20 protein-coding genes and 1 riboswitch are annotated in these 21918 nt (G+C 59.5%); of the genes, 10 read left to right on the forward strand and 10 right to left on the reverse strand.

Annotation, left to right across the window (positions count from 1 at the left end; genetic code table 11):
• Window positions 1–67: 67 nt before the first annotated feature.
• Window positions 68–517 (reverse strand): cytochrome c, encoded by a 450-nt coding sequence (locus C2E19_RS27600; protein WP_129395868.1) that lies wholly within the window; start codon window positions 515–517, stop codon window positions 68–70.
• A 128-nt stretch (window positions 518–645) separates the two neighbouring features.
• Between C2E19_RS27600 and C2E19_RS27605 the strand changes: the two genes are divergently transcribed.
• Window positions 646–1818 carry a murein transglycosylase A gene (locus C2E19_RS27605; RefSeq protein WP_129395869.1) on the forward strand — a complete coding sequence of 391 codons (1173 nt, stop codon included), beginning with the start codon at window positions 646–648 and terminating at the stop codon, window positions 1816–1818.
• Between the two features lie 97 nt (window positions 1819–1915).
• On the opposite strand, the gene C2E19_RS27610 is transcribed toward C2E19_RS27605, so the two are convergent.
• Together C2E19_RS27610 and C2E19_RS27615 are read right to left on the reverse strand one after the other, a co-directional pair.
• Window positions 1916–2299 carry an MAPEG family protein gene (locus C2E19_RS27610; protein WP_129395870.1) on the reverse strand — a complete coding sequence of 128 codons (384 nt, stop codon included), beginning with the start codon at window positions 2297–2299 and terminating at the stop codon, window positions 1916–1918.
• Between the two features lie 39 nt (window positions 2300–2338).
• On the reverse strand, window positions 2339–3172 hold the full coding sequence (locus C2E19_RS27615; protein WP_129395871.1) for an EamA family transporter: 834 nt from the start codon (window positions 3170–3172) through the stop codon (window positions 2339–2341).
• 338 nt (window positions 3173–3510) lie between these two features.
• Between C2E19_RS27615 and C2E19_RS27625 the strand changes: the two genes are divergently transcribed.
• Window positions 3511–4680 (forward strand): MFS transporter, encoded by a 1170-nt coding sequence (locus C2E19_RS27625; RefSeq protein ID WP_129395872.1) that lies wholly within the window; start codon window positions 3511–3513, stop codon window positions 4678–4680.
• Between the two features lie 290 nt (window positions 4681–4970).
• Window positions 4971–6236: a sodium:proton antiporter gene (locus C2E19_RS27630; RefSeq protein ID WP_129395873.1), complete on the forward strand. Its 1266-nt coding sequence runs from the start codon at window positions 4971–4973 to the stop codon at window positions 6234–6236.
• On the opposite strand, the gene C2E19_RS27635 is transcribed toward C2E19_RS27630, so the two are convergent.
• Window positions 6237–7124: a formate/nitrite transporter family protein gene (locus tag C2E19_RS27635; protein WP_129395874.1), complete on the reverse strand. Its 888-nt coding sequence runs from the start codon at window positions 7122–7124 to the stop codon at window positions 6237–6239. It lies immediately after the preceding gene.
• 171 nt (window positions 7125–7295) lie between these two features.
• A complete protein-coding gene (locus tag C2E19_RS27640; protein ID WP_016984776.1) occupies window positions 7296–7703 on the reverse strand; it encodes an acyl-CoA thioesterase in 408 nt (135 codons plus the stop codon).
• Window positions 7704–7901: 198 nt separating this feature from the next.
• Window positions 7902–8000: riboswitch (S-adenosyl-L-homocysteine riboswitch) on the forward strand.
• A gap of 23 nt (window positions 8001–8023) precedes the next feature.
• On the opposite strand from C2E19_RS27640, the gene ahcY reads away from it, so the two are divergent.
• From ahcY to C2E19_RS27660, 4 genes are all read left to right on the forward strand, one after another.
• Window positions 8024–9433, forward strand: coding sequence for an adenosylhomocysteinase (gene ahcY, locus C2E19_RS27645; protein WP_129395875.1), 1410 nt, complete (start codon window positions 8024–8026; stop codon window positions 9431–9433).
• A gap of 159 nt (window positions 9434–9592) precedes the next feature.
• On the forward strand, window positions 9593–10438 hold the full coding sequence (gene metF, locus C2E19_RS27650; RefSeq protein ID WP_123376213.1) for a methylenetetrahydrofolate reductase [NAD(P)H]: 846 nt from the start codon (window positions 9593–9595) through the stop codon (window positions 10436–10438).
• A 169-nt stretch (window positions 10439–10607) separates the two neighbouring features.
• Window positions 10608–11420, forward strand: coding sequence for an ABC transporter substrate-binding protein (locus tag C2E19_RS27655; protein ID WP_129395876.1), 813 nt, complete (start codon window positions 10608–10610; stop codon window positions 11418–11420).
• A gap of 222 nt (window positions 11421–11642) precedes the next feature.
• Entirely contained in the window at window positions 11643–13523 is a 1881-nt protein-coding gene (locus tag C2E19_RS27660) for a DEAD/DEAH box helicase (protein ID WP_129395877.1), read from the forward strand.
• Between the two features lie 263 nt (window positions 13524–13786).
• Here C2E19_RS27660 and C2E19_RS27665 read toward each other — a convergent pair whose 3' ends face one another.
• The 4 genes from C2E19_RS27665 to C2E19_RS27675 form a co-directional block, all read right to left on the reverse strand.
• Complete coding sequence (locus tag C2E19_RS27665; protein ID WP_008083105.1) at window positions 13787–14362, reverse strand: YceI family protein; 576 nt, start codon at window positions 14360–14362, stop codon at window positions 13787–13789.
• Between the two features lie 31 nt (window positions 14363–14393).
• Window positions 14394–14945: a cytochrome b gene (locus C2E19_RS27670; protein ID WP_129395878.1), complete on the reverse strand. Its 552-nt coding sequence runs from the start codon at window positions 14943–14945 to the stop codon at window positions 14394–14396.
• 272 nt (window positions 14946–15217) lie between these two features.
• Window positions 15218–15376 (reverse strand): hypothetical protein, encoded by a 159-nt coding sequence (locus C2E19_RS29055; protein WP_164979458.1) that lies wholly within the window; start codon window positions 15374–15376, stop codon window positions 15218–15220.
• A gap of 181 nt (window positions 15377–15557) precedes the next feature.
• Window positions 15558–17327, reverse strand: a complete 1770-nt coding sequence (locus C2E19_RS27675; RefSeq protein WP_129395879.1) for a flavin monoamine oxidase family protein — start codon at window positions 17325–17327, stop codon at window positions 15558–15560.
• Between the two features lie 221 nt (window positions 17328–17548).
• On the opposite strand from C2E19_RS27675, the gene C2E19_RS27680 reads away from it, so the two are divergent.
• Both C2E19_RS27680 and C2E19_RS27685 read left to right on the forward strand, forming a co-directional pair.
• Window positions 17549–18955 carry an adenosylmethionine--8-amino-7-oxononanoate transaminase gene (locus C2E19_RS27680; protein ID WP_129395880.1) on the forward strand — a complete coding sequence of 469 codons (1407 nt, stop codon included), beginning with the start codon at window positions 17549–17551 and terminating at the stop codon, window positions 18953–18955.
• A 144-nt stretch (window positions 18956–19099) separates the two neighbouring features.
• The gene (locus C2E19_RS27685; RefSeq protein ID WP_007913710.1) at window positions 19100–19819 is read left to right on the forward strand and encodes a 16S rRNA (uracil(1498)-N(3))-methyltransferase; all 720 of its coding nucleotides are present in this window, start codon (window positions 19100–19102) and stop codon (window positions 19817–19819) included.
• Between the two features lie 186 nt (window positions 19820–20005).
• Here C2E19_RS27685 and C2E19_RS27690 read toward each other — a convergent pair whose 3' ends face one another.
• Window positions 20006–20623: a hemolysin III family protein gene (locus tag C2E19_RS27690; protein ID WP_129395881.1), complete on the reverse strand. Its 618-nt coding sequence runs from the start codon at window positions 20621–20623 to the stop codon at window positions 20006–20008.
• Between the two features lie 187 nt (window positions 20624–20810).
• Here C2E19_RS27690 and C2E19_RS27695 point away from each other — a divergent pair, with 187 nt between their 5' ends.
• The gene (locus C2E19_RS27695) at window positions 20811–21731 is read left to right on the forward strand and encodes a LysR substrate-binding domain-containing protein (protein WP_129395882.1); all 921 of its coding nucleotides are present in this window, start codon (window positions 20811–20813) and stop codon (window positions 21729–21731) included.
• Window positions 21732–21918: the final 187 nt, after the last annotated feature.

Genomic DNA, 21918 nt, shown 5'->3' on the forward strand with positions numbered 1-21918 from the left:
TGGGGCTGCTTCGCAACCCAACGGGGATAAATCCCCTCGCCACAAGGTTACTCAGCAGTCTTGAAGATCAATGATCCCGAAACTGTTTATGGCAAGCAGTGCAGGCGTCCTCAACTTTCTGCACCGCAGGCCCCAGGTTGCTGGCTTTATACGGCTGGACCTGACTGGCGATCACCAATTCACCGGTGGCCGCTTCAAGGTTGCGGGCCATTTCCTGAAAACGCGCCTGCTGCTTCCAGACATCGTCCTTGGCGCTGGTGTGATCTTCCTCGCGAACCTGCGGGAAATGCTTCCACGGCTCATGGGACAACGCATCGAGTTTCACCGCACCTTCGGCGAATTTCGGTCCATCGAACGGAATGCGTCCACGCAACATGCCGCCGAGGTCTTCACCGGTCTTGAGCATTTGCTTGAAGATCGCCTTGCGTTGGCCCAGCGGCGAATTCGGATCGACACCGCCACAGGCGGACAAGGTCAGACAGGCCAGCAATACAACAGAAATTCTTTTAAGAGTCATGGTGGCTTCAGGTCACGGAATTCGGCGGCCAGTATCCTCGCGTCACCGCCAAACACCAATAGCCCTATTAAAAATACGGGTTGCTTGAACGCATGGAGCATTCGGGCAACCGGCACAGGAATCACTCCATGAACAGCCGTTTCCAGGCCTGGCGTCACCCGCTGATCGCAACCCTTCCGCTGCTGGCAATCCTCGCTGGCTGCACCGGTGGCGAGACTGCCAAGCCGAAAACCCATGCCCTCGCGACCTATTCCAGTGCCACTTGGGAAGCACTGCCGGCGGTGTCTGACAGTGACCTGGTCGCCGGTTTCGGTTCGTGGCGCAGCGCCTGCACCCGACTCAAGGCTGATACGGTCTGGGGCCCGACCTGCGCAGCGGCGGCCACAGTGCCGCAAAGCGCCACGGAGATTCGCGCGTTCCTCAAGCAGAATCTGGATGTCTACGGCCTGCGCGCTGAAAACGACAACCCCAACGGTTTGATCACCGGTTACTACGAACCGGTCTACCCCGGCAGCTTGACGCCGACCGACACGGCCAATGTGCCCGTGTATGGCGTGCCGGAAGACATGATCATTGTTTCACTGGACAGTATTTATCCAGAACTCAAAGGCAAACGTCTGCGCGGTCGCCTCGAAGGCCGCGTGCTCAAGCCTTACGACGATGCCGCGACCATTGAATCGAAAGGCGTCAAAGCTCCAGTGGTGGCGTACCTGACCGATCCGATGAACCTGCAATTTCTGCAGATCCAGGGTTCCGGGCGTATTCAGACCCAGGACGGCAAACAGCTGCGTATCGCCTACGCCGATCAAAACGGTCATCCGTACCGGCCGATCGGGCGCTGGCTGGTCGAACAAGGTGAGCTGAAGAAAGAAGACGTGACCATGAGCGCAATCAGCAACTGGGCCAAAGCCAATCCGGCGCGCATCCCGGAACTGCTCGGCAGCAATCCGAGCTATGTGTTCTTCACTCGCAACCCGGACAGTAACGAAGGCCCTCGCGGTTCGCTGAACGTACCGCTGACTGCCGGTTACAGCGCGGCAGTGGATCGCAAGGTGATTCCGCTGGGCAGCCTGCTGTGGCTGTCGACCACCCGCCCGGATGGCACGGCACTGGTGCGCCCGGTGGCGGCGCAGGATACCGGCGGCGCGATTGCCGGCGAGGTCCGCGCGGATCTGTTCTGGGGCACCGGTGATGCGGCCGGACAACTGGCCGGCGACATGAAACAGCAAGGGCAGATCTGGATGCTCTGGCCCAAAGGCGCGGCGTTGCCGCAAGTGCCGCAGGTGGCCGACAAACCCTGAAAAGCAAAAGATCGCAGCCTGCGGCAGCTCCTACGGGGATTAACACATAACCTGAGTAGGAGCTGCCGCAGGCTGCGATCTTTTGATCTTGCTTTACCTAAACAGATACAAAGAAGAACGAAGCAATCAACCCCATCCCCACAAACCACACCAGCGACCGCAAGATCGCCCAGTCCGCCAGATAGCAAATGATGTACAGCAGGCGACTGGTGATAAACAGCACCGCCAGCACATTGACCGTCACCAGCTGCGCCGTGCCCACCAGGTGCGCAACGATCACCGCCGCCGCAAACGCCGGCATCACTTCAAAGCTGTTCAGTTGCGCGGCATGCGCACGTCTCGCCACACCGTTGAGGCTTTCGAGAAAGTCGCGCGGATCATGGTTGTCACTCAGTCTGTAACCGCCCACGGCCTTGGCCACACCCGTGCAGACATACGGCAGAAAAATCGCGACCAACACACACCACAGAGCCACCGTCATAACGCCGTCCTTTTTTCGATTTATAGAATTCGCGGGCCGTCAGAACTTCATGATCAACATGCCGATCAGTACCAGCCCACAGGCTAAGAGCCGTGGCCGGCCGAAAGGTTCTTTCAGGTAGCGCATACCGAACAGCACCACCAGAATCACGCTGATCTCGCGCAACGCCGCCGCTTCGGCAATCGAGCCCAACTGCATCGCCCACAGCACCAAAGCGTAGCTGGCCAACACGCAGAAGCCCACCGCCAGCCCGAGCTTCCACTCTTCGCGCCAGAACAACCGGAACGCCGGACGCTTGGCGACCCACGCCAACAGCGGAAACGGCCAGGCACTCAGCAGCGTCACCCAGACCAGATAATCCAGCGGGTGCGACCAGCGTCGCAGCGCCTGGCCATCGATGTAGGTGTAGCAGCCGATGCACAGGCCGATCAGCGCCACCACCGGCAGCATCGACCACGGCAGGTGTTTTCCGCCGCCGCCCTGCCAAAGCAGGCAAACCATGCCCAATGGAATCAGCATGATGCCGAAGATCTGCTGCGTGGTGAGGACTTCGCCGGCGAAGATCAGCGTCAGCGCCAGCACCACCAGTGGCGACAACCCGCGCATCAGCGGATAGACCAGGCCGAGATCGCCGACCCGATAAGCCTGGATCAACAGGTAACGATAGAGCAGTTCAAACGCCGCAGAAGCGAGAATCCACGGCCAGATTTCCATGGGTGGCAGACTCACGAACGGCAACGCGATGGCGACCACCAGCAGCGCCACGGTGTCCATGCACGCCACCACCAGCAGCCGTTCGGCGCTGAATTTGATCAATGTGTTCCACGTCGCGTGCAAAAGCGCCGCCACCAAAACCAAAGCTGTCGCCAGCACGTCTCACCCCTTATTTTTATAGTCTCCATGTACGAGCTGCCGCAGGCTGCGATCTTTTGATTCTGATTTTTAACAACAAGATCAAAAGATCGCAGCCTGCGGCAGCTCCCACAGTGAGCACCCGAAAACCCAAACGGTTAAACATCCGAAAAACCGAATAGTCAGATTATTGATTCGCGATGTGTCAGCAGCTGTTTATACTGCAACCGACCACGCCGCACTCAGTTGCGCACAGAAAAATACCAATAATTCCTGCCTGCTCCGTACTCATTCGAGAACGGTCGCTGGCCTGCGTATGCCTGATCAACGCGTCAAGACTAACGACAGAGACCTTGCGCATGCCACTCGCCTTGCTTGCCCTTGCTGTTGCCGCGTTCGGCATCGGCACCACTGAATTCGTCATCATGGGCTTGCTGCCCGACGTCGCCCGCGACCTCGCCGTGAGCATTCCTCACGCCGGCCTGTTGATCACCGGTTATGCCTTGGGCGTGGTGTTCGGCGCGCCGATCCTGGCGATCGGCACCGCGAACATGCCGCGCAAAGCGACGCTGCTGGGCATGACGCTGATGTTCATCCTCGGCAATATCCTCTGCGCCCTCGCACCGAACTACGCGACATTGATGGCGGCGCGCGTGGTCACCGCGTTGTGTCATGGCGCGTTTTTCGGCATCGGCTCGGTGGTCGCCGCCGGACTGGTGGCACCGAACAAGCGCGCGCAGGCAATTGCCATGATGTTTACCGGCCTGACGCTGGCCAATGTCCTCGGCGTGCCATTGGGTACAGCGCTCGGTCAATACGCCGGCTGGCGCTCGACGTTCTGGGCAGTGTCGGTGATTGGCGTGATCGCGGCGCTCGCGCAGTGGTTATGGCTGCCAAAACACATCGCGATGGACAAGGCCAATCTCGCCAGCGAATTCAAAGTGCTGGGCAAGGTCAATGTGCTGTTGGCGTTGGGCATGAGTGTATTGGCGTCCACCAGCCTGTTCAGCGTGTTCACTTACATCGCGCCGATCCTGCAGGACATCACCGGTGTCAGCCCGCACGGTGTGACCGTGATGTTGTTGCTGTTCGGCGTCGGCCTGACCGGTGGCAGCATGCTCGGCGGGCGCTTGGCCGATAGCCGTTTGCTGCCGTCGCTGGTCGGTGTGGCCTTGGCGGTGGTGGTAATTCTCGCGGCGTTCAGCCAGACCAGCCGTTCGGTGATTCCGGCCGCCATTACGCTGGTGCTGTGGGGGATTTTTGCCTTTGCGCTGTGTCCGATCCTGCAATTGCTGATCATCGATCAAGCGCACGAAGCACCGAACCTCGGCTCGACGCTGAACCAGAGCGCATTCAATCTCGGCAATGCAACGGGTGCGTGGATCGGTGGTCTGGTGGTTGCCAGCGGTGCGGATCTGGCGGACTTGCCGTGGACGGGGGCGCTGGTCGGTGTACTGACGGTGCTGACGGCGCTGTTTTTCATCTATCTGCAACGTCGCGAAGCGGCTGCGGTCAATGTGTCCGGCTGATCGGGTTTAGCCTGCAAGAGCCCTCACCCTAGCCCTCTCCTAGAGGGAGAGGGGACTGACCGTGTTGAATGTTTGAGTTACATCGACCTGAAATTTCGAGCCGAACTCAGGCCCTGAAAGACTTGAAGATCTGCTCCCTTTCCCCCCTCTCCCTAAGGGAGAGGGCTGGGGTGAGGGGGCTGTTGATCTCATCACACCCTCAACTGTGTCCCGATCCTGACTCAGCCCATCCAATCCCTGCACCAAAGATTCGGTGCGCTATCTTTCACCCCTCATCCAAAGGACCCCGGATGCTTGAACTTGTCGCCGCTTTCATCTGCCTCACCACCCTCCTCACCTTCGTCAACTTCCGCTTCATCGGCCTGCCGCCGACCATCGGTGTGATGGTCACTGCGCTGTTGTTCTCCCTGTTGCTGCAAGGCCTGAGCGTGCTCGGCTACCCCGGCCTCGAAGAACGCGTGCAGCAACTGATCGGCCAGATCGACTTCGGTGATCTGTTGATGAACTGGATGCTGTCATTCCTGCTGTTCGCCGGCGCCTTGCACGTCAACCTGAACGATCTGCGCAGCTACCGCTGGCCCATCGGTTTGCTGGCGACCTTTGGCGTGTTGATTGCCACCGCGGTGATCGGCAGCCTCGCCTTTTATATCTTTGCCCTGTTCGGCTGGCACGTGAGCTTCCTCTATTGCCTGTTGTTCGGCGCGTTGATCTCGCCAACCGACCCGATCGCCGTGCTCGGCGTGCTGCGTACCGCCAATGCGTCGAAACCGCTGAAAACCACCATCGTCGGCGAGTCGTTGTTCAACGACGGCACCGCAGTCGTGGTGTTCACCGTGCTGCTGGGCATCGCTCAACTCGGCGAAACCCCGACCATCAGCGCCACGGCCATGCTGTTCGTTCACGAAGCGATTGGCGGCGTGTTGTTCGGCGGGATGATCGGTTACCTGGTCTATCGGATGATCAAGAGTATCGAGCAGCATCAGATCACGGTGATGCTCACTCTGGCGCTGGTCATCGGCGGTTCGGCGATGGCCACCGAGATTCATGTTTCAGCACCGATTGCGATGGTCGTCGCTGGTCTGATCATCGGCAACGTCGGCCGTAATCTGGCGATGAACGAAATGACCCGGCGCTATCTCGACGGTTTCTGGGAATTGCTCGATGACATGCTCAATGCGCTGTTGTTCGCGCTGATCGGCATGGAGCTGTTGCTGCTGCCGTTCAACTGGCTGCACGTGGCGGCAGCGAGTTTGCTGGCGGTGGCAATTTTGTTGTCACGCCTGCTGACCGTGGCCCCGGCCATCGTCCTGCTGCGGCGCTGGCGGACGGTGCCGGCCGGCACGATCCGGATTCTGACCTGGGGCGGTTTGCGCGGCGGTGTCTCGGTGGCACTGGCGCTGGCCCTGCCGCTGGGCCCGGAGCGCGATCTGCTGCTGAGCATCACCTACATCGTAGTGCTGTCGTCGATCCTGTTGCAGGGCCTGACCATCGGCAAACTGGTCAAACATGCGACTCGCAATGAGCCCGCGACCACCACTGAACCCGCGCATCACTGATCACTTTTTGTTCTGCTGCGGATCAGGCTTCTCGGCCTGATCCGCAGACTCCTTCGGCGCCCCGCTCTCACTGCGGATCTGTGCATGACTGATCAGCGCGAAGATGAAGCTGCCGCCAATGATGTTGCCCGCCAGCGTCGGCCCGGCAAAGACCATCCAGAAATCGCTCCACGGCAACTCGCCGGCAAACACCAGGTACGACACTTCGGCCGAACCCACCACGATGTGCGTAAAGTCGCCGAGCGCCATTAGATAAGTGATGAGGATGATGATCCACATCTTCGCACTCTCCATGGACGGGATCATCCAGACCATGGTGGCGATCATCCAGCCGGAAACGATGCCTTTGGCGAACATCTGGCTGGCGTGGTTTTCCATGACCTTGCGGCCGATTTCGAGGAAGGCGTGATCGGTCTTGGTGTCGAAGATCGGCAGTTCGAGCATCACGTACGCGACCAGAATCGTGCCGCAGAGGTTGCCGACCAGCACCACCGTCCAAAGGCGAAGCAGCCGGCCGAAATTGCGCATCGTCGGCTTGGTCATGACTGGCAGCACGGCGGTCAGGGTGTTCTCGGTGAACAGTTGCTGACGGGCGAGAATCACCGCCAGAAAGCCTGCGCAATAACCGAAACTGGCGATCACCTTGAATTCGTCACCTTCGGGCAGGCGCGAGTTGAGCAGGCCCATGCCCATCAGCGACAGGCCCATGGTCAGCCCGGCCGCCAGTGCCGACCACCAGAGTGCGGCGATGCTGCGCTCCAGTTCCTGATCGCCTTGTGAGCGGATGATTTCGTGCAGGACGGCCGCGCGCGGCGGCTGGCTCTTCTCGACTTCGTGCTGTTCTTTGGCCGAGAGGTCGGGGGTCTTGCCGTCGGTGGGGGTGGTCATGGCGTGGCAACCGTGGGGGGCTTTAAGCTACGACTCCCGCGGCTCACGACTGTTCAGTGACCCGATCAATCTTCAGTGACTTTGAAAGCGCTTTCGCGAGCAGGCTCGCTCCCACAGGTTCACGCTATACCTGTGGGAGCGAGCCTGCTCGCGAAGGGCGCACCGCTAATGTCACTTGGTGACCAATTCATCTTCCTGAAACTGGTCTTTGACGTACTTGATCTCGGTGCGCCCGTGCGGTGCCGGCAAGCCGTCTTCACCGAGGTTCACAAAAACCATCTTCTCAACAGTGAGAATGCTCTTGCGGGTGATCTTGTTGCGCACTTCGCAAGTCAAGGTGATCGAGGTGCGGCCGAACTCGGTGGCGGTGATGCCCAGCTCGATGATGTCGCCCTGGCGCGAGGCGCTGACGAAGTTGATCTCGGAAATGTACTTGGTCACCACGCGCTGATTGCCCAGCTGCACGATGGCGTATATCGCCGCTTCTTCGTCGATCCAGCGCAACAGGCTGCCGCCGAACAGAGTGCCGTTGGGGTTGAGGTCTTCGGGTTTTACCCATTTGCGGGTGTGGAAATTCATCTTCACTCCTGAGTGTCTTGCCGAACGATGAGCGGTATCTTGGCAGACTGAGCGGTCATGCTCCATGCGGCTTCGACTATGGTCGTCATTAACGATCTTCATTTGGCCGACAGAAACCCTTTGGAAGATCAGTCTAGACGGCTATAATCGCCACCGTTTCAAAACGGTAACGTTCACTTGCTACCGTTTTCCCGCCACCTGTCCGAGGGGCGCTGCAGCAGGTTCAACCTGTCAGGCTCGGATGGGGCGTTGACTGGCCACGGCCGGACACTAAACGCACAACGGCGCCCATTCGCATACATTACGAATGGAGGCTCATCATGAGCGCTGTTATCACGCCTGCAGATTTTAACGATTACAAAGTTGCCGACATGTCCCTGGCTGCCTGGGGCCGTCGCGAAACCATCATCGCCGAATCGGAAATGCCGGCTCTGATGGGTCTGCGTCGCAAGTACTCCGGCGAACAGCCGTTGAAAGGCGCGAAGATCCTCGGCTGCATCCACATGACCATTCAAACTGCCGTACTGATCGAAACCCTGGTTGCCCTGGGTGCCGAAGTTCGCTGGTCGTCGTGCAACATCTTCTCCACTCAGGATCAGGCCGCTGCCGCTATCGCTGCTGCCGGCATCCCGGTTTTCGCCTGGAAAGGCGAAACTGAAGAAGAGTACGAGTGGTGCCTGGAGCAGACCATCCTGAAGGATGGCCAGCCATGGGACGCCAACATGATCCTCGACGACGGCGGCGACCTGACTCAGCTGCTGCACGACAAGTACCCACAGGTTCTGGATCGCGTTCACGGCGTGACCGAAGAAACCACCACCGGCGTACACCGTCTGCTGGACATGCTGGCCAAGGGCGAGCTGCGCATCCCGGCCATCAACGTCAACGACTCGGTGACCAAGTCCAAGAACGACAACAAGTACGGCTGCCGTCACAGCCTGAACGATGCAATCAAGCGCGGTACCGACCACCTGCTGTCCGGCAAGCAAGCGCTGGTCATCGGTTACGGTGACGTGGGCAAGGGTTCGGCGCAGTCCCTGCGTCAGGAAGGCATGATCGTCAAGGTTTCCGAAGTTGACCCGATCTGCGCCATGCAAGCCTGCATGGACGGTTTTGAACTGGTTTCGCCGTTCATCGACGGTATCAACGACGGTTCCGAAGCAAGCATCGACAAAGCGCTGCTGGGCAAGATCGACCTGATCGTGACCACCACCGGTAACGTCAATGTTTGCGACTCGAACATGCTCAAAGCCCTGAAGAAGCGTGCTGTTGTCTGCAACATCGGTCACTTCGACAACGAAATCGACACCGCTTTCATGCGCAAGAACTGGGCATGGGAAGAAGTGAAGCCACAGGTACACAAGATCCACCGTACCGGTGCTGGCGCTTTCGACGCTCAGAATGACGACTACCTGATCCTGCTGGCCGAAGGCCGTCTGGTCAACCTGGGTAACGCCACTGGCCACCCAAGCCGCATCATGGACGGCTCGTTCGCCAACCAGGTTCTGGCACAGATCTTCCTGTTCGGCCAGAAGTACGCCGACCTGTCGCCAGCCCAGAAAGCCGAGCGCCTGACCGTTGAAGTACTGCCGAAGAAACTCGACGAAGAAGTGGCCCTGGAAATGGTTCGCGGCTTCGGCGGCGTGGTCACTCAACTGACCAAGCAACAGGCTGACTACATCGGCGTGACCGTCGAAGGCCCGTTCAAGCCGCACGCTTACCGCTACTAACAGGCGCTGATTGCTCGCTCTCCCTGTGGGAGCGGGCTTGCTCGCGAAGGTGGCTTCACATTCAACATCTGTGTTGTCTGACCCGCCGCTTTCGCGAGCAAGCCCGCTCCCACAAGGGACTGCAGCGCCTCGAAGGTTCTTGTTTCCAAGGGTATGACCATGTCCCAAGACCGTCGCTACAGCTTCGAGTTCTTCCCGACCAAGACCGATGCTGGGCATGAAAAACTGCTCGCCACTGCCCGTCAGCTGGCCACTTACAATCCTGATTTCTTTTCCTGCACCTATGGCGCTGGTGGTTCGACCCGTGATCGCACCCTCAACACCGTTCTGCAACTGGAAAGCGAAGTCAAAGTACCGGCCGCACCGCACCTGTCGTGCGTCGGCGACAGCAAGGACGACCTGCGCGGCCTGCTGAACGAGTACAAGGCTGCCGGCATCAAGCGCATCGTTGCCCTGCGTGGCGACCTGCCGTCCGGCATGGGCATGACCAGCGGCGAGCTGCGTCACGCCAATGAACTGGTTGAATTCATTCGTGAAGAAACCGGTGATCATTTCCACATCGAAGTCGCTGCTTATCCGGAGATGCATCCGCAAGCACGCAACTACGAAGACGATCTCGCCAACTTCGTGCGCAAGGCCCGTGCCGGCGCCGACAGCGCGATCACCCAGTACTTCTTCAACGCCGACAGCTACTTCTACTTTGTCGACCGTTTGCAGGCGCTGGGCGTGGATATTCCGGTCGTACCGGGGATCATGCCGATCACCAACTACAGCAAGCTCGCGCGCTTCTCCGATGCCTGCGGTGCGGAAATTCCGCGCTGGATCCGCAAGCAACTGGAAGCCTATGGCGATGACACGCAAAGCATTCAGCGCTTTGGTGAGCAAGTCGTCAGCGAGATGTGCGAGCGCTTGTTGCAGGGCGGCGCGCCGGGGCTGCATTTTTATTCCATGAACCAGGCTGAGCCTAGCCTGGCGATCTGGAATAACCTGAAGTTGCCTCGTTAAGCGTTAGAAGCAGGATCAAAAGATCGCAGCCTTCGGCAGCTCCTACATTGGTATTAATTACACCTGTAGGAGCTGCCGAAGGCTGCGATCTTTTGCTTTTGAAGCCCCGAAACAGAGCTTGTGCAGGCACTTTCTGGCTCTTTCGCGTTTCTCGTCGTAATCTCAAGCCATGCCTTTGATCACACAGTTATTCGCCGTGCTGGTTTTTGCTTGCCTGAGCTTTGCCGCTCGAGGCGAGAAGTTGCGTATTGTCACCGAGCCATGGGCGCCGTACGTGTATGAGGAAGGCGGCAAGAACCTCGGACTCGACTACGAAACCACGGCCATTGTCTTCAAACGCCTGGGCATTGAAGTCGAATGGCAATTCCTGCCGTGGAAGCGTTGCCTGTCGATGCTCGAAACCGGCCAAGCCGACGGTGCACTGGATATTTTTCACAGTGATGAACGCGACGCCACCTTGCTCTACCCGAGCGAGCCGCTGTCGGACGTCGAGTTCGTGATGTTCTACGCCAACAATCGGCCGCATCCGTTCAGCAAACTCGAAGAACTCAAAGGCCTGACCATCGGCACCTCGCCGGGCTATCTGTACAGCCCCGACTTCAGCAATTCGACGCTGTTTACCCGCGAACCGGCGCCAACCCACGAGGCCAATTTCGGCAAACTGGTGCGTGGCCGGATTGATCTGCTGATCACCGATCGCCGCGTCGGCCAGCATTTGCTCGACGAATTGGATATCCGCAATCAGATCACTGAAAACCCTACAGTTATTAGCCGTCAGAGCCAATTTCTCGCGGTTCGCCGCAATGCCGGCATGGATTTACTCGTACAGCGCTTCGGTGCCGAGCTCAAGCGCTTCAAGCGCGAGCCGGCCTATGCCGAGCTGAGCGCCCGCTATGGCGCAGCTCCGGCGGATGCCGCGCCGCTGGGCAATGCCTCGGCGAGCAGTAAAACCGTTGAGCAGCAGGAAAGCGGCGCGCAGTGATTGCTCTGTTATACTCCGGCGTTCCCGCCAGGCTCACGCCCGGACGCCCGGAACCGTAACAGGCCTCTCGACCCGCTACAGCGCAGCTTTGCAGCCCGCGCGAGCGCTCCAGACGTGCCTTCGGAACCGCAGCAGGACCGGACGGGATTGCGTCCTCTTAAACGTGATTCGCGCCAGGCAAGACTCCCATTGGGCCAAGCCCTAACTAAAACAGGATTACTCATGTCCTTTGCTTCCCTCGGTCTCTCCGAGGCTTTAGTCCGCGCCATCGAAGATGCGGGCTATACCGAGCCTACTCCGGTGCAACAGCGGGCTATTCCCGCCGTGTTGCAAGGTCGCGACCTGATGGTTGCGGCACAGACAGGTACCGGTAAAACCGGCGGTTTCGCCCTTCCGATCCTGGAGCGGTTGTTCCCCAACGGTCACCCGGACAAATCCCAGCGTCACGGCCCGCGCCAACCGCGCGTACTGGTCCTGACCCCGACCCGCGAACTCGCGGCCCAGGTTCACGAGAGCTTCAAGATCTACGCCCGTGACCTGAAATTCGTCAGCGCCTGCATCTTCGGCGGTGTCGGCATGAACCCACAGGTTCAGGCCATGTCCCGTGGCGTTGACGTACTCGTCGCCTGCCCGGGTCGTTTGCTCGACCTCTGCGGCCAGGGCAGTGTTGACTTGTCCCACGTGGAAATCCTCGTCCTCGACGAAGCCGACCGCATGCTCGACATGGGCTTCGTGCACGACGTGAAGAAAGTTCTCGCGCGCTTGCCGTCCAAGCGTCAGAACCTGCTGTTCTCGGCAACGTTCTCCAAAGACATCACCGACCTCGCCGGCAAGCTGCTGCACAACCCGGAACGCATCGAAGTGACGCCGCCGAACACCACGGTCGAGCGCATCGAACAACGCGTATTCCGTCTGCCGGCCAGCCACAAGCGTGCGCTGCTGGCGCACCTGATCACCGCTGGCGCGTGGGAACAGGTACTGGTCTTTACCCGTACCAAGCACGGCGCCAACCGTCTGGCCGAGTATCTGGACAAACACGGCCTGCCGGCTGTGGCGATCCACGGCAACAAGAGCCAGAACGCGCGCACCAAAGCGTTGGCCGATTTCAAGGCTGGCGAAGTACGCATTCTGGTCGCCACCGACATCGCTGCACGTGGTCTGGACATCGACCAGTTGCCGCACGTGGTCAACTTCGAACTGCCGAACGTTGATGAAGACTACGTTCACCGTATCGGCCGTACTGGCCGTGCCGGTCGTTCGGGCGAAGCGATCTCGCTGGTCGCACCGGACGAAGAAAAACTGCTGAAAAGCATCGAGCGCATGACCAAGCAGAAAATCGCCGACGGCGACCTGATGGGCTTCGATTCGAGCACCATTGAAGCCGAGAAGCCGGAAGTGCGCGAGCGTCCGGACGTGCGTAACCCGCGCAACCCACGTGGCCCACGCGGCGACGGGCCGAATGGCGGCGGCGGTGGCGGCGGTCGTAAAGACAAGGGCAAAGACAAGGGCAAAGAGAAGCCGGCCGGTGAACGTGGCGAGCGTCCTGCCCGTCAGCAGAAACCGCGCGAAGGCACTCCGGCCCGTGAACAGCGTCCGAGCCAGCCACCGCGTGCGGCGGCTGATCGTGCACCGGACGAGTTCCTCGACGACGATGTGGACAACTTCGGTAACCGCGTTGACTACGTGCCAAAGCCTGCCCCGGCTGGCGGTCGCGGCCGTCGTCCAGGCGCACCGGCGCAGGGCGCAGGCGCAGGTTCCGGCGCACCACGTGGCGGTCAGCCACAAGGTCGCCAGAACGGCCCGCGCAACAGCAACGGCTCGAGCACCGGCACCCCACCGGCCAAACGCAGCGGCCCGCGCAATGGTGCACCGCGTGATGGTCAGCCGGCTCGTCGCGATGACGCTTCGTCCTCGCGCAACCGCCGTCCAGCCCGTGACGACCAGCCACGCAGCGAACCGGCTGTGCAAAACCCGCGCAGCAACGGTCCGAAGATCATGCACAAGGAATCGAAAGCCGACCGCTTCCCGACACCTGAGCAGCTCGATCAACTGCCAGCTCGCCCGCGTGGCGAAAAACCAGCCTTGCTGACCCGCAATCGCTGATTTGACGCTGCGATGAAAAATGCCCCGCCTCGCAAGAGCCGGGGCATTTTTTATGGACGACCCCAACCCGCATTCTGTAGGAGCTGCCGAAGGCTCGGGCCGCGATTGGACGATCTTTTGATCTTAGAAAAGCCAACATCAAAAGATCGTCCGATCGCGGCCCGAGCCTTCGGCAGCTCCTACAGGGGGAATTGTGTTTTGGCGGGCAATAAAAAACGCCCCCGGCCTTTCGACCGGGGGCGTTTTTGTGTGACGGGGGAAAGTTATTTAACTTTCACGCCTTCCAGCGAGATATCCAGATCTGCAGTTTGCGAGGTAGGACCTGGGCCCTTGATCCCGAAATCGTTCAGGTTCAGGGTGGTCTTGGCGTTGAAGCCAGCACGCTCGCCGCCCCATGGATCCTTGCCTTCGCCGTTGAACGTGGCCTTGAAGGTCACTGGCTTGGTCACGCCGTGCAGGGTCAGGTCGCCAGTCACGTCAGCAGTCTTTTCACCGGTCGATTTAACGGCGGTGGAGACGAACTTGGCATCAGCAAACTTGCCAACATCCAGGAAGTCTTTGCTGGCGATGTGCTTGTCACGTTCAGCGTGGTTCGACCACAGGCTGGCGGTTTTCACATCAACAGCGATCTTGCTGGCTTCAGGCTTGGCCGAATCCCACGAGAAAGTACCGTCGAAATCTTTGAAAGTACCGTGGATGAAGCTGTAACCCAGGTGGCTGATTTTCCAGTCAACGAAGGCGTGCTGACCTTCCTTGTCGATTTTGTAGTCCGCTGCCATGGCCTGAGCCGAGAGCAGTGCAGAACCGATTGCCAGAGCGGCCAGAGTCTTTTTCAACATGCTTTCTTTTCCTTTGAGTCGAGGTTGAATTTCAGGCTTTGCGACCGAGCATTCGTGTCAGGGTCGCATCACGATCGAGAAAGTGGTGCTTCAATGCTGCCAACGCATGGAGACCGGAAAAAATTACCAGCGCCCACGCCAGCCAGAGATGAATCACCCCAGCGGTATCTGCCTGATCCGGTAGCCCGGAAACCAGTGCAGGAACTTCAAACAGGCCAAACACCGGGATCCCGACACCGTCTGCGGTGGAAATCAGGTAACCGGCAAGCATCACAGCGAACAGCGCCAGATAGAGAAACCCGTGGCCGAACTTGGCGCCGATACGAGTCATGCGGCTGTAGCTTTGCAGCGTCGGCGGCGGTGGGCTGATAAAGCGCCACAACACCCGCAACACCATCACGGCCAGCAACACCAGGCCGATGCTCTTGTGCAGATCCGGCGCCTCTTTGCGCCAGCTGCTGTAGTAATCCAGCCCGACCATCCACAGGCCCAACGCGAACAGCCCGAAGACCACCAGCGCCACGCCCCAGTGCATGAAGATGCTGACCCAACCATAGCGCGATGAAGAGTTACGTAGCTGCATTGCCCAAATCCTGTGAGAACTGCGAACCAAGACTAGCGAGTTATCTATCGAATTAAAGCGGAAAATTTCGCTTTGAAATATCGATAAATACGATCAAGAGTCTGTAAGTGGCGTGTTAAGGAAAGATTAAAGGCGATTACGGCGTGGGGCGTCTGGACAAATGATCGTTGCTGAACCCTCGGGCGCCTGCACAAGCGCAAGCAAAGGTGGCCATGGGAAACTGCCGAACGGGACAGAGTTATTCGTGGAACCGGCCCTTTATTCATGGCTGATTAGTTATGAAGCACCGCCGGTGGTTGCAGGCAATCGGCGCTGTAGGGATCTATCTGGCATTTATGCGCGAGTTCTGAACTATAACCGCCAGGTAATAAGCGCCCGTTGGAGCAACCTGGAAGTGCAATCAGCAAAAGCATGAGCGTGAACGTTTTCATCAAGTGCCTCCTATTTTTCCCAGCATAGAATTGGCGCCGGGGCACCCGCTATCACCTCAGTCTGAGTACTTTGTGGGAAGGCTCCGGTACACAAGTAAGCCCCGTGACCGGATGGCGAAGGACAAAATTGCAGGGCAAAAAAACGCGACCCGAAGGTCGCGTTTTTTATTGAAGCAAAGGCTTACTGCGCCTTGGTCTCAGTAGTGGCTGCCGGTTTGGCCGCTGGCTTCTTCGCCGGTTCGGCCTTTTTCGCTGCCGGTTTGGCTGGGGCCTTCTTCGCCTCGGTTTTAGCTGCAGGCTTCTTCGCCGCTGGCTTGGCCGCCGCTTTCTTCGCCGGTTCAGCTTTCACCGGAGTCACTGGCTTCGGTGCTTCCACCGGAGCTGGCGCAGGTGCCGGAGTCGGCGCAGGCGCTGGAGCAACCGGAGCAGGAGCTGGCTCTGGCGCCTTCACAGGCTCTGGCTTCTTCTCGTCATCCGAACCGCCAAACAGGTTGCTGAAGAAGTTGCCCTTCTTCGCTGCCACGGCACCCGCCGCGCCTGCCGCTGCTGCAGCCGGCAGCACTTTGACTGGCTCGAACGATTTGCCTGCCGCCAGATCTTCAACCTGACTGGCCGCACGCTGACCGGTGCGCAGTGCACCTTCCAGGGTGCCCGGGTACAAGGTGTCGGTGTGTTCGCCAGCGAACGTCACACGCTGCAGCGGACGTTCCCACAGACGCCAGAACTTGCTGATCTGGCCCGGGCCGTAAGCCAGGTACGCGCCACCCATCGAAGGATCGGTGCTGTAGCGACGGATTTCATAACCGGTAAACGAGCCACGGGCCTGTGGATAAAACGCGTGCAGACGAATCAGCACCTGATCGACCATCTGTTTGTCGCCAAACGCCTGCATCACGCGGGCATTGTCGCCGGACAGGTTGATCACCACGTTGGCGCCGCCCTTCAGGGCTGGTTCGATCCAGAGCATACCGAGACCGGTGTTGCTGTAGATCTCGCCGGACATGCGCGCCTTGCTTTCCCACACCGGCGTCTTGAACTTCAGCATGATCTGGTCGCGCCAACCGTAGTTGGTGCCCTTGATCGCCGCAAGATGCTGAGCATCCAGCGCAGGCGTCAGCGCAATCTTGTTCAGTGCACGCAATGGCACGGCCAGCACCACGTAGTCAGCCTGGTAGCCAACGCTGCCGACCTTGACGGTCACGCCGTCCTTGTCCTGGGTGATCGCCGACACTGGCGCGTTGGTCTTGATGGTTTTGATCTGTTTGACGAACGCCTGCGCCAGTACCTGGCTACCGCCGACCAGACGCGAAGCGCGCAGGTCACGGTCGGACACGCCGCGATAGACGCGGTTCTGCTGCGCGAAATACAGCAGCGACAGACGCGAAGGCTCGTCGTAGTGAGTGCGGATGTCCTGGTTGATCAACTGACGCGCGGTCGCTGGCAAGTTCTGCTTGTCGAGCCAGCTCGATACGGTGATCTGGTCCAGCGCGTGCAGGGTGTTGGTCGCGGCCGGGTTCTGCGGATCGTCGATCGAACGCGCCAGATCGTCGAGGGTTTTCTGGTAGCGCTTCAAGGCATCGGCGGTGGCCGGCTGCTTGGTCGCCAGATCAGCGGCGGAGAAATACTCGCCGTCGATCAGATAACCCGGCGTACGCACGAATTCCGGTGCTGGCGTGGTGCCCAGCTTGAAGGTCGAAACGTACTTGTTCAGCACCGGCTGGGTCTTGTCGTTGCCGATCCACTCGCTGGTGGCCATACCGGAGCGACCGCCCAGGCTTGGTTTGGCTTCCAGCAGGGTGACCTGCCAACCTTTGTTTTGCAGTTCGTAAGCGGCAGTCAGGCCCGACAGGCCGCCACCGATCACGATTGCGGTTTTATCCTTGGCCAGCGCCGTAACGCTGAACAGCCCCAATATCACCAGCGCACAGGCGCGCAGCCAACCGACAGACATTCAGCGAACTCCGGAAATACACAGAAAAAAGCAGTTGTGCGGGTCAGACGACCCAAAGAACCGCGAAGAATACGTTAGCCATCAAAACGCCGCCAGCGACGTCTATCGGCTCATACAAAGTAGCTCAATCGACACAATGGGTTGTCCCCGCGCGACGCATTGCATAGGCTTGCGCGATTGTTTGCCCGCGCCTGACGCGAGCCGCCTCGAGGAGACTGTAAATGGGCCTGAATAACCAGTGGATGCAACGCGACCTCGCGGTGTTGTGGCATCCCTGCACCCAGATGAAAGACCACGAACAGCTGCCGCTGATCCCGATCAAGCGCGGTGAAGGCGTCTGGCTCGAAGACTTCGAAGGCAAGCGCTACCTCGACGCCGTCAGCTCGTGGTGGGTCAACGTGTTCGGCCACGCCAACCCGCGCATCAACCAGCGCATCAAGGATCAGGTCGATCAGCTTGAGCACGTGATTCTGGCGGGTTTCAGCCATCAGCCGGTGATCGAGCTGTCCGAGCGTCTGGTGAAGATGACGCCGGAAGGCCTGAACCGGGTGTTCTACGCCGATAACGGTTCGTCCTGCATCGAAGTCGCGCTGAAAATGAGCTTTCACTACTGGCTCAATCGCGGCCAACCGAACAAAAAGCGTTTCGTCACCCTGACCAACAGCTACCACGGTGAAACCATGGCGGCGATGGCGGTCGGCGACGTGCCGCTGTTCACCGAGACCTACAAAGCGCTGCTGATGGACACCATCAAAGTGCCGAGTCCGGATTGCTACGGGCGCCCCGAAGGCATGAGCTGGGAAGAACATTCGCGCAACATGTTCGCGGCCATGGAACAGACATTGGCCGAGAACCATGACAGCGTCGCGGCAGTGATCGTCGAGCCGCTGATTCAGGGCGCTGGCGGCATGCGCATGTATCACCCGGTGTATCTGAAATTGCTGCGCGAGGCTTGCGATCGCTACGGCGTGCACTTGATCCTCGATGAAATCGCCGTTGGTTTCGGCCGTACCGGGACGATGTTTGCCTGTGAGCAGGCCGGCATTCGCTCGGACTTCCTCTGTCTGTCGAAGGCCCTGACCGGCGGCTACCTGCCGCTGGCGGCGTGCCTGACCACCGACGAGGTCTACAGCGCGTTTTACGACGACTATCCGACCTTGCGCGCGTTCCTGCATTCGCACAGCTACACCGGCAACCCGCTGGCGTGCGCGGCGGCACTGGCGACGCTGGATATTTTCGAGCAGGACAACGTCATCGAGAACAACAAGGCGCTGGCCCAACGCATGGCCTCGGCGACGGCGCATCTGGTCGATCATCCGAATGTGTCGGAAGTGCGCCAGACCGGCATGGTCCTGGCCATCGAGATGGTCAAGGATAAGGCCACGAAAGAGGCCTACCCTTGGCAGGAGCGTCGCGGTTTGAAGGTGTTCCAGCATGCGCTGGAGCGTGGCGCGCTGCTGCGTCCGCTGGGCAGCGTGGTGTATTTCCTGCCGCCGTACGTGATCACCCCGGAGCAGATCGACTTCCTCGCCGAAGTCGCCAGCGAAGGCATCGACATTGCAACGCGTGACAGCGTCAGCGTCGCCGTACCGAAAGACTTCCACCCCGGCTTCCGCGATCCGGGCTGATTCAAAATTTGTGGCGCCTGAGCTACCGCTTTCGCGAGCAGGCTCGCTCCCACAGGGGGAATGCATTCCAAATGTGGGAGCGAGCCTGCTCGCGAATGAAGTCGACACCGATCCACCTGATTCACATTTTTCCAGAGACCCGAAATGAGACTGTCCCGCTTCTTTATCGACGCTCCCCTGAGCACCGGCGAACACGAATTGCCGGAAGCCCAGGCGCATTACATCAGCCGCGTGCTGCGCATGGCCGAGGGCGATGCGGTGCAGCTGTTCGACGGTTCCGGCCATGAGTTTCGCGGCGCCCTGCTGGAAGTCGGCAAGAAGCGCGTGACCGTGCAGATCGACGAGCAATTCGCCGGTCAGGTCGAATCGCCGTTGCACATCCACCTCGGCCAGGGCCTGTCCCGGGGCGAGCGGATGGACTGGGCGATCCAGAAAGCCACCGAACTGGGCGTGAATGAAATCACCCCAATCTTTAGCGACCGCTGCGAAGTCCGCCTCAAGGACGAACGTGCCGACAAACGCCTGTTGCACTGGCGTCAGGTGGCGATCAGCGCGTGCGAACAGTGTGGTCGTTCGCGGGTACCGGTGATTCATCCACCGGTGTTGTTGGCGGACTGGATCAAGCAGACCGAAGCCGAGTTGAAACTGGTGCTGCACCCGGTGGCCGAGCCGTTGGTGAGCCATGCCAAACCGGCGACTCTGGCATTTCTGATCGGGCCTGAAGGCGGTTTGACGGATGCCGAAGTCGAGCAGGCCAAGGGTAACGGCTTCCACGCCGCCCGCCTCGGCCCGCGAGTGTTGCGCACCGAGACGGCGCCAGTGGTTGCACTGGCGGTGGCCCAGCAGCTTTGGGGTGATTTCTAAGGCCCCTTCGCGAGCAAGCCCGCTCGCACATTGGATCTAGGGTGTTCACAAAATCTGTGTTCACTGGATATCTACTGTGGGAGCGAGCCTGCTCGCGAAAGCGGTATATCAGCCGACATCAGCATCGGCTGGACTGACGCCTTCGCGAGCAGGCTCGCTCCCACAGGGGATTGGGGATGATTCGGTTTAGAGGACATAAAACAGAATCGCGACAAAGTGCAGCAAACTCCCGGCAATCACGAACAGATGCCAGATCCCATGCGCATGCCGCAGCCGGTGATCAAGGGCAAAAAAGATAATCCCCACCGTGTACAAAACCCCGCCCGATGCCAGCCAGGCAAATCCGGTGGTACCCAGCGCCGCGATCAAAGGCTTGACCGCCACCAACACAATCCAGCCCATCACCGCGTAAATCACGATCGACAGAATCCGCGCCTCCGAACGCGGTTTGATCTCTTGCAGAATGCCGATCAGCGCCAGCCCCCAGACAATCCCGAACAACGTCCAGCCCCACGGCCCGCGCAGAGTCACCAGACAAAACGGTGTGTAGCTGCCAGCAATCAGCAGGTAGATCGAAAAGTGATCGACCTTCTTCATGATCGCTTTCTTGCGCCCACGCACGCTGTGGTAAACCGTCGAAGCGCTGTAGAGCACCAGCAAAGTGAACGCGTAGATCGCCACACTGACAATCTTCCACGGACTGCCATCCAGGCTGGCAATCACCAACATCCACACGCCGCCGACAAAAGCCGCCACCGCCCCGACCAGATGGGTCCAGGCGTTCAATCGTTCTCCGTGATACATCTATCGCTTACCTCATATTCATTACCGCAGCGCGCAAGGCTCGGGCCTTGAGCGTAAAAGCGCAATCAAAAGATCGCAGCCTGCGGCAGCTCCTACAGGTGATCGCATTCCAATGTAGGAGCTGCCGAAGGCTGCGATCTTTTGATCTTCCGTGCACAATCGGCCGATACCAAAAAGAGTCCGCGCCATGCTGATCGACGAAGAGTTGACCCTGAAAAAACTCGAGGTGTTCCTCGCCTTCATGCGCACCGGCAACCTCGCCCGCGCCGCTGCCGAACTGCAGACCAGCAACGTCAGCGTGCACCGCGCGATTCACTCGCTGGAAAGCGCCCTGCGCTGCCCGCTGTTCAAACACGAAGGCCGCAATCTGACGCCGCTGGAAAGCGCTTACGTCCTCGAAGAACGCGCGCAGAAACTGATCAACGACGTCGTCGAAAGCGTACGCCTGACCCGCGAAGCTGCCGGCTTCTCTGCCGAACGCTTCAAACTCGGCTCCTTGTATTCGCTGACGGTAAAAACCGTACCGCAACTGATCATGGGCCTGAAAATCCGCCGCAGCGAGCTCAATATCGACCTGATCCTCGGCTCGAACATCGACCTGCTCTACAAGCTGAAAAACATGGAAGTCGACGCGATTCTGGTGTCGCTGGACGACAGTATCAACGACCCGGATTGCGAACAGATTGCGCTGTTTTCCGACGACATATTCCTCGCCACCCCAGCGGATTCAAAGTTCGCCCAGCGCAGTGAAGTGGACCTGGCGGAAGTGCGCGATGAAACGTTCATCACCTTGACCCAAGGCTTCGCGACGCATCAGGACGGCAACCGAGTGTTCAAGCAGGCGGGGTTCGAGCCGAAGGTGGCGATGCAGGTGAATGACATCTTCACGCTGCTGAGCATGGTCAGCTCGGGGGTGGGTTATGCGTTGCTGCCGGGAAGGATCGCTGCGGTGTATGAGAACCGGGTGAAGCTGATTCCGTTGCAGGAGAAGTACCGGTTGCAGCAGCACATTGGCGTGGTGTTCTTGAAGGCCAAGGAGCGCGATCCGAATTTGCTGGCGTTGTTGGCGGAGTGTCGGATGTATGCCAATCGGCAGGTTGGGGTTTAGATCAAGATCAAGAGCTATCCCCTCACCCCAGCCCTCTCCCCCAAGGGGGCGAGGGGGAAAGGGAGCAGATCTCCGTGGGTTTCAAGGCCTGAGTTCGACTCAGGACTTTCAGGTCGGCGTACCTCGAACATCCAACTCGGTCAGTCCCCTCTCCCTACGGGCGGTCCGACGTTTCGGGAGGGCTAGG

This window comes from Pseudomonas sp. DTU12.3 (assembly GCF_004124275.1).
GTDB lineage: Bacteria > Pseudomonadota > Gammaproteobacteria > Pseudomonadales > Pseudomonadaceae > Aquipseudomonas > Aquipseudomonas helmanticensis.

Coding starts and splice junctions, on each gene's coding strand:
- C2E19_RS27600 (WP_129395868.1), bottom strand. CDS start 517: ATGACTCTTAAAAGAATTTCTGTTGTATTGCTGGCCTGTCTGACCTTG.
- C2E19_RS27605 (WP_129395869.1), top strand. CDS start 646: ATGAACAGCCGTTTCCAGGCCTGGCGTCACCCGCTGATCGCAACCCTT.
- C2E19_RS27610 (WP_129395870.1), bottom strand. CDS start 2,299: ATGACGGTGGCTCTGTGGTGTGTGTTGGTCGCGATTTTTCTGCCGTAT.
- C2E19_RS27625 (WP_129395872.1), top strand. CDS start 3,511: ATGCCACTCGCCTTGCTTGCCCTTGCTGTTGCCGCGTTCGGCATCGGC.
- C2E19_RS27630 (WP_129395873.1), top strand. CDS start 4,971: ATGCTTGAACTTGTCGCCGCTTTCATCTGCCTCACCACCCTCCTCACC.
- C2E19_RS27635 (WP_129395874.1), bottom strand. CDS start 7,124: ATGACCACCCCCACCGACGGCAAGACCCCCGACCTCTCGGCCAAAGAA.
- C2E19_RS27640 (WP_016984776.1), bottom strand. CDS start 7,703: ATGAATTTCCACACCCGCAAATGGGTAAAACCCGAAGACCTCAACCCC.
- ahcY (WP_129395875.1), top strand. CDS start 8,024: ATGAGCGCTGTTATCACGCCTGCAGATTTTAACGATTACAAAGTTGCC.
- metF (WP_123376213.1), top strand. CDS start 9,593: ATGTCCCAAGACCGTCGCTACAGCTTCGAGTTCTTCCCGACCAAGACC.
- C2E19_RS27655 (WP_129395876.1), top strand. CDS start 10,608: ATGCCTTTGATCACACAGTTATTCGCCGTGCTGGTTTTTGCTTGCCTG.
- C2E19_RS27660 (WP_129395877.1), top strand. CDS start 11,643: ATGTCCTTTGCTTCCCTCGGTCTCTCCGAGGCTTTAGTCCGCGCCATC.
- C2E19_RS27665 (WP_008083105.1), bottom strand. CDS start 14,362: ATGTTGAAAAAGACTCTGGCCGCTCTGGCAATCGGTTCTGCACTGCTC.
- C2E19_RS27670 (WP_129395878.1), bottom strand. CDS start 14,945: ATGCAGCTACGTAACTCTTCATCGCGCTATGGTTGGGTCAGCATCTTC.
- C2E19_RS29055 (WP_164979458.1), bottom strand. CDS start 15,376: ATGAAAACGTTCACGCTCATGCTTTTGCTGATTGCACTTCCAGGTTGC.
- C2E19_RS27675 (WP_129395879.1), bottom strand. CDS start 17,327: ATGTCTGTCGGTTGGCTGCGCGCCTGTGCGCTGGTGATATTGGGGCTG.
- C2E19_RS27680 (WP_129395880.1), top strand. CDS start 17,549: ATGGGCCTGAATAACCAGTGGATGCAACGCGACCTCGCGGTGTTGTGG.
- C2E19_RS27685 (WP_007913710.1), top strand. CDS start 19,100: ATGAGACTGTCCCGCTTCTTTATCGACGCTCCCCTGAGCACCGGCGAA.
- C2E19_RS27690 (WP_129395881.1), bottom strand. CDS start 20,623: ATGTATCACGGAGAACGATTGAACGCCTGGACCCATCTGGTCGGGGCG.
- C2E19_RS27695 (WP_129395882.1), top strand. CDS start 20,811: ATGCTGATCGACGAAGAGTTGACCCTGAAAAAACTCGAGGTGTTCCTC.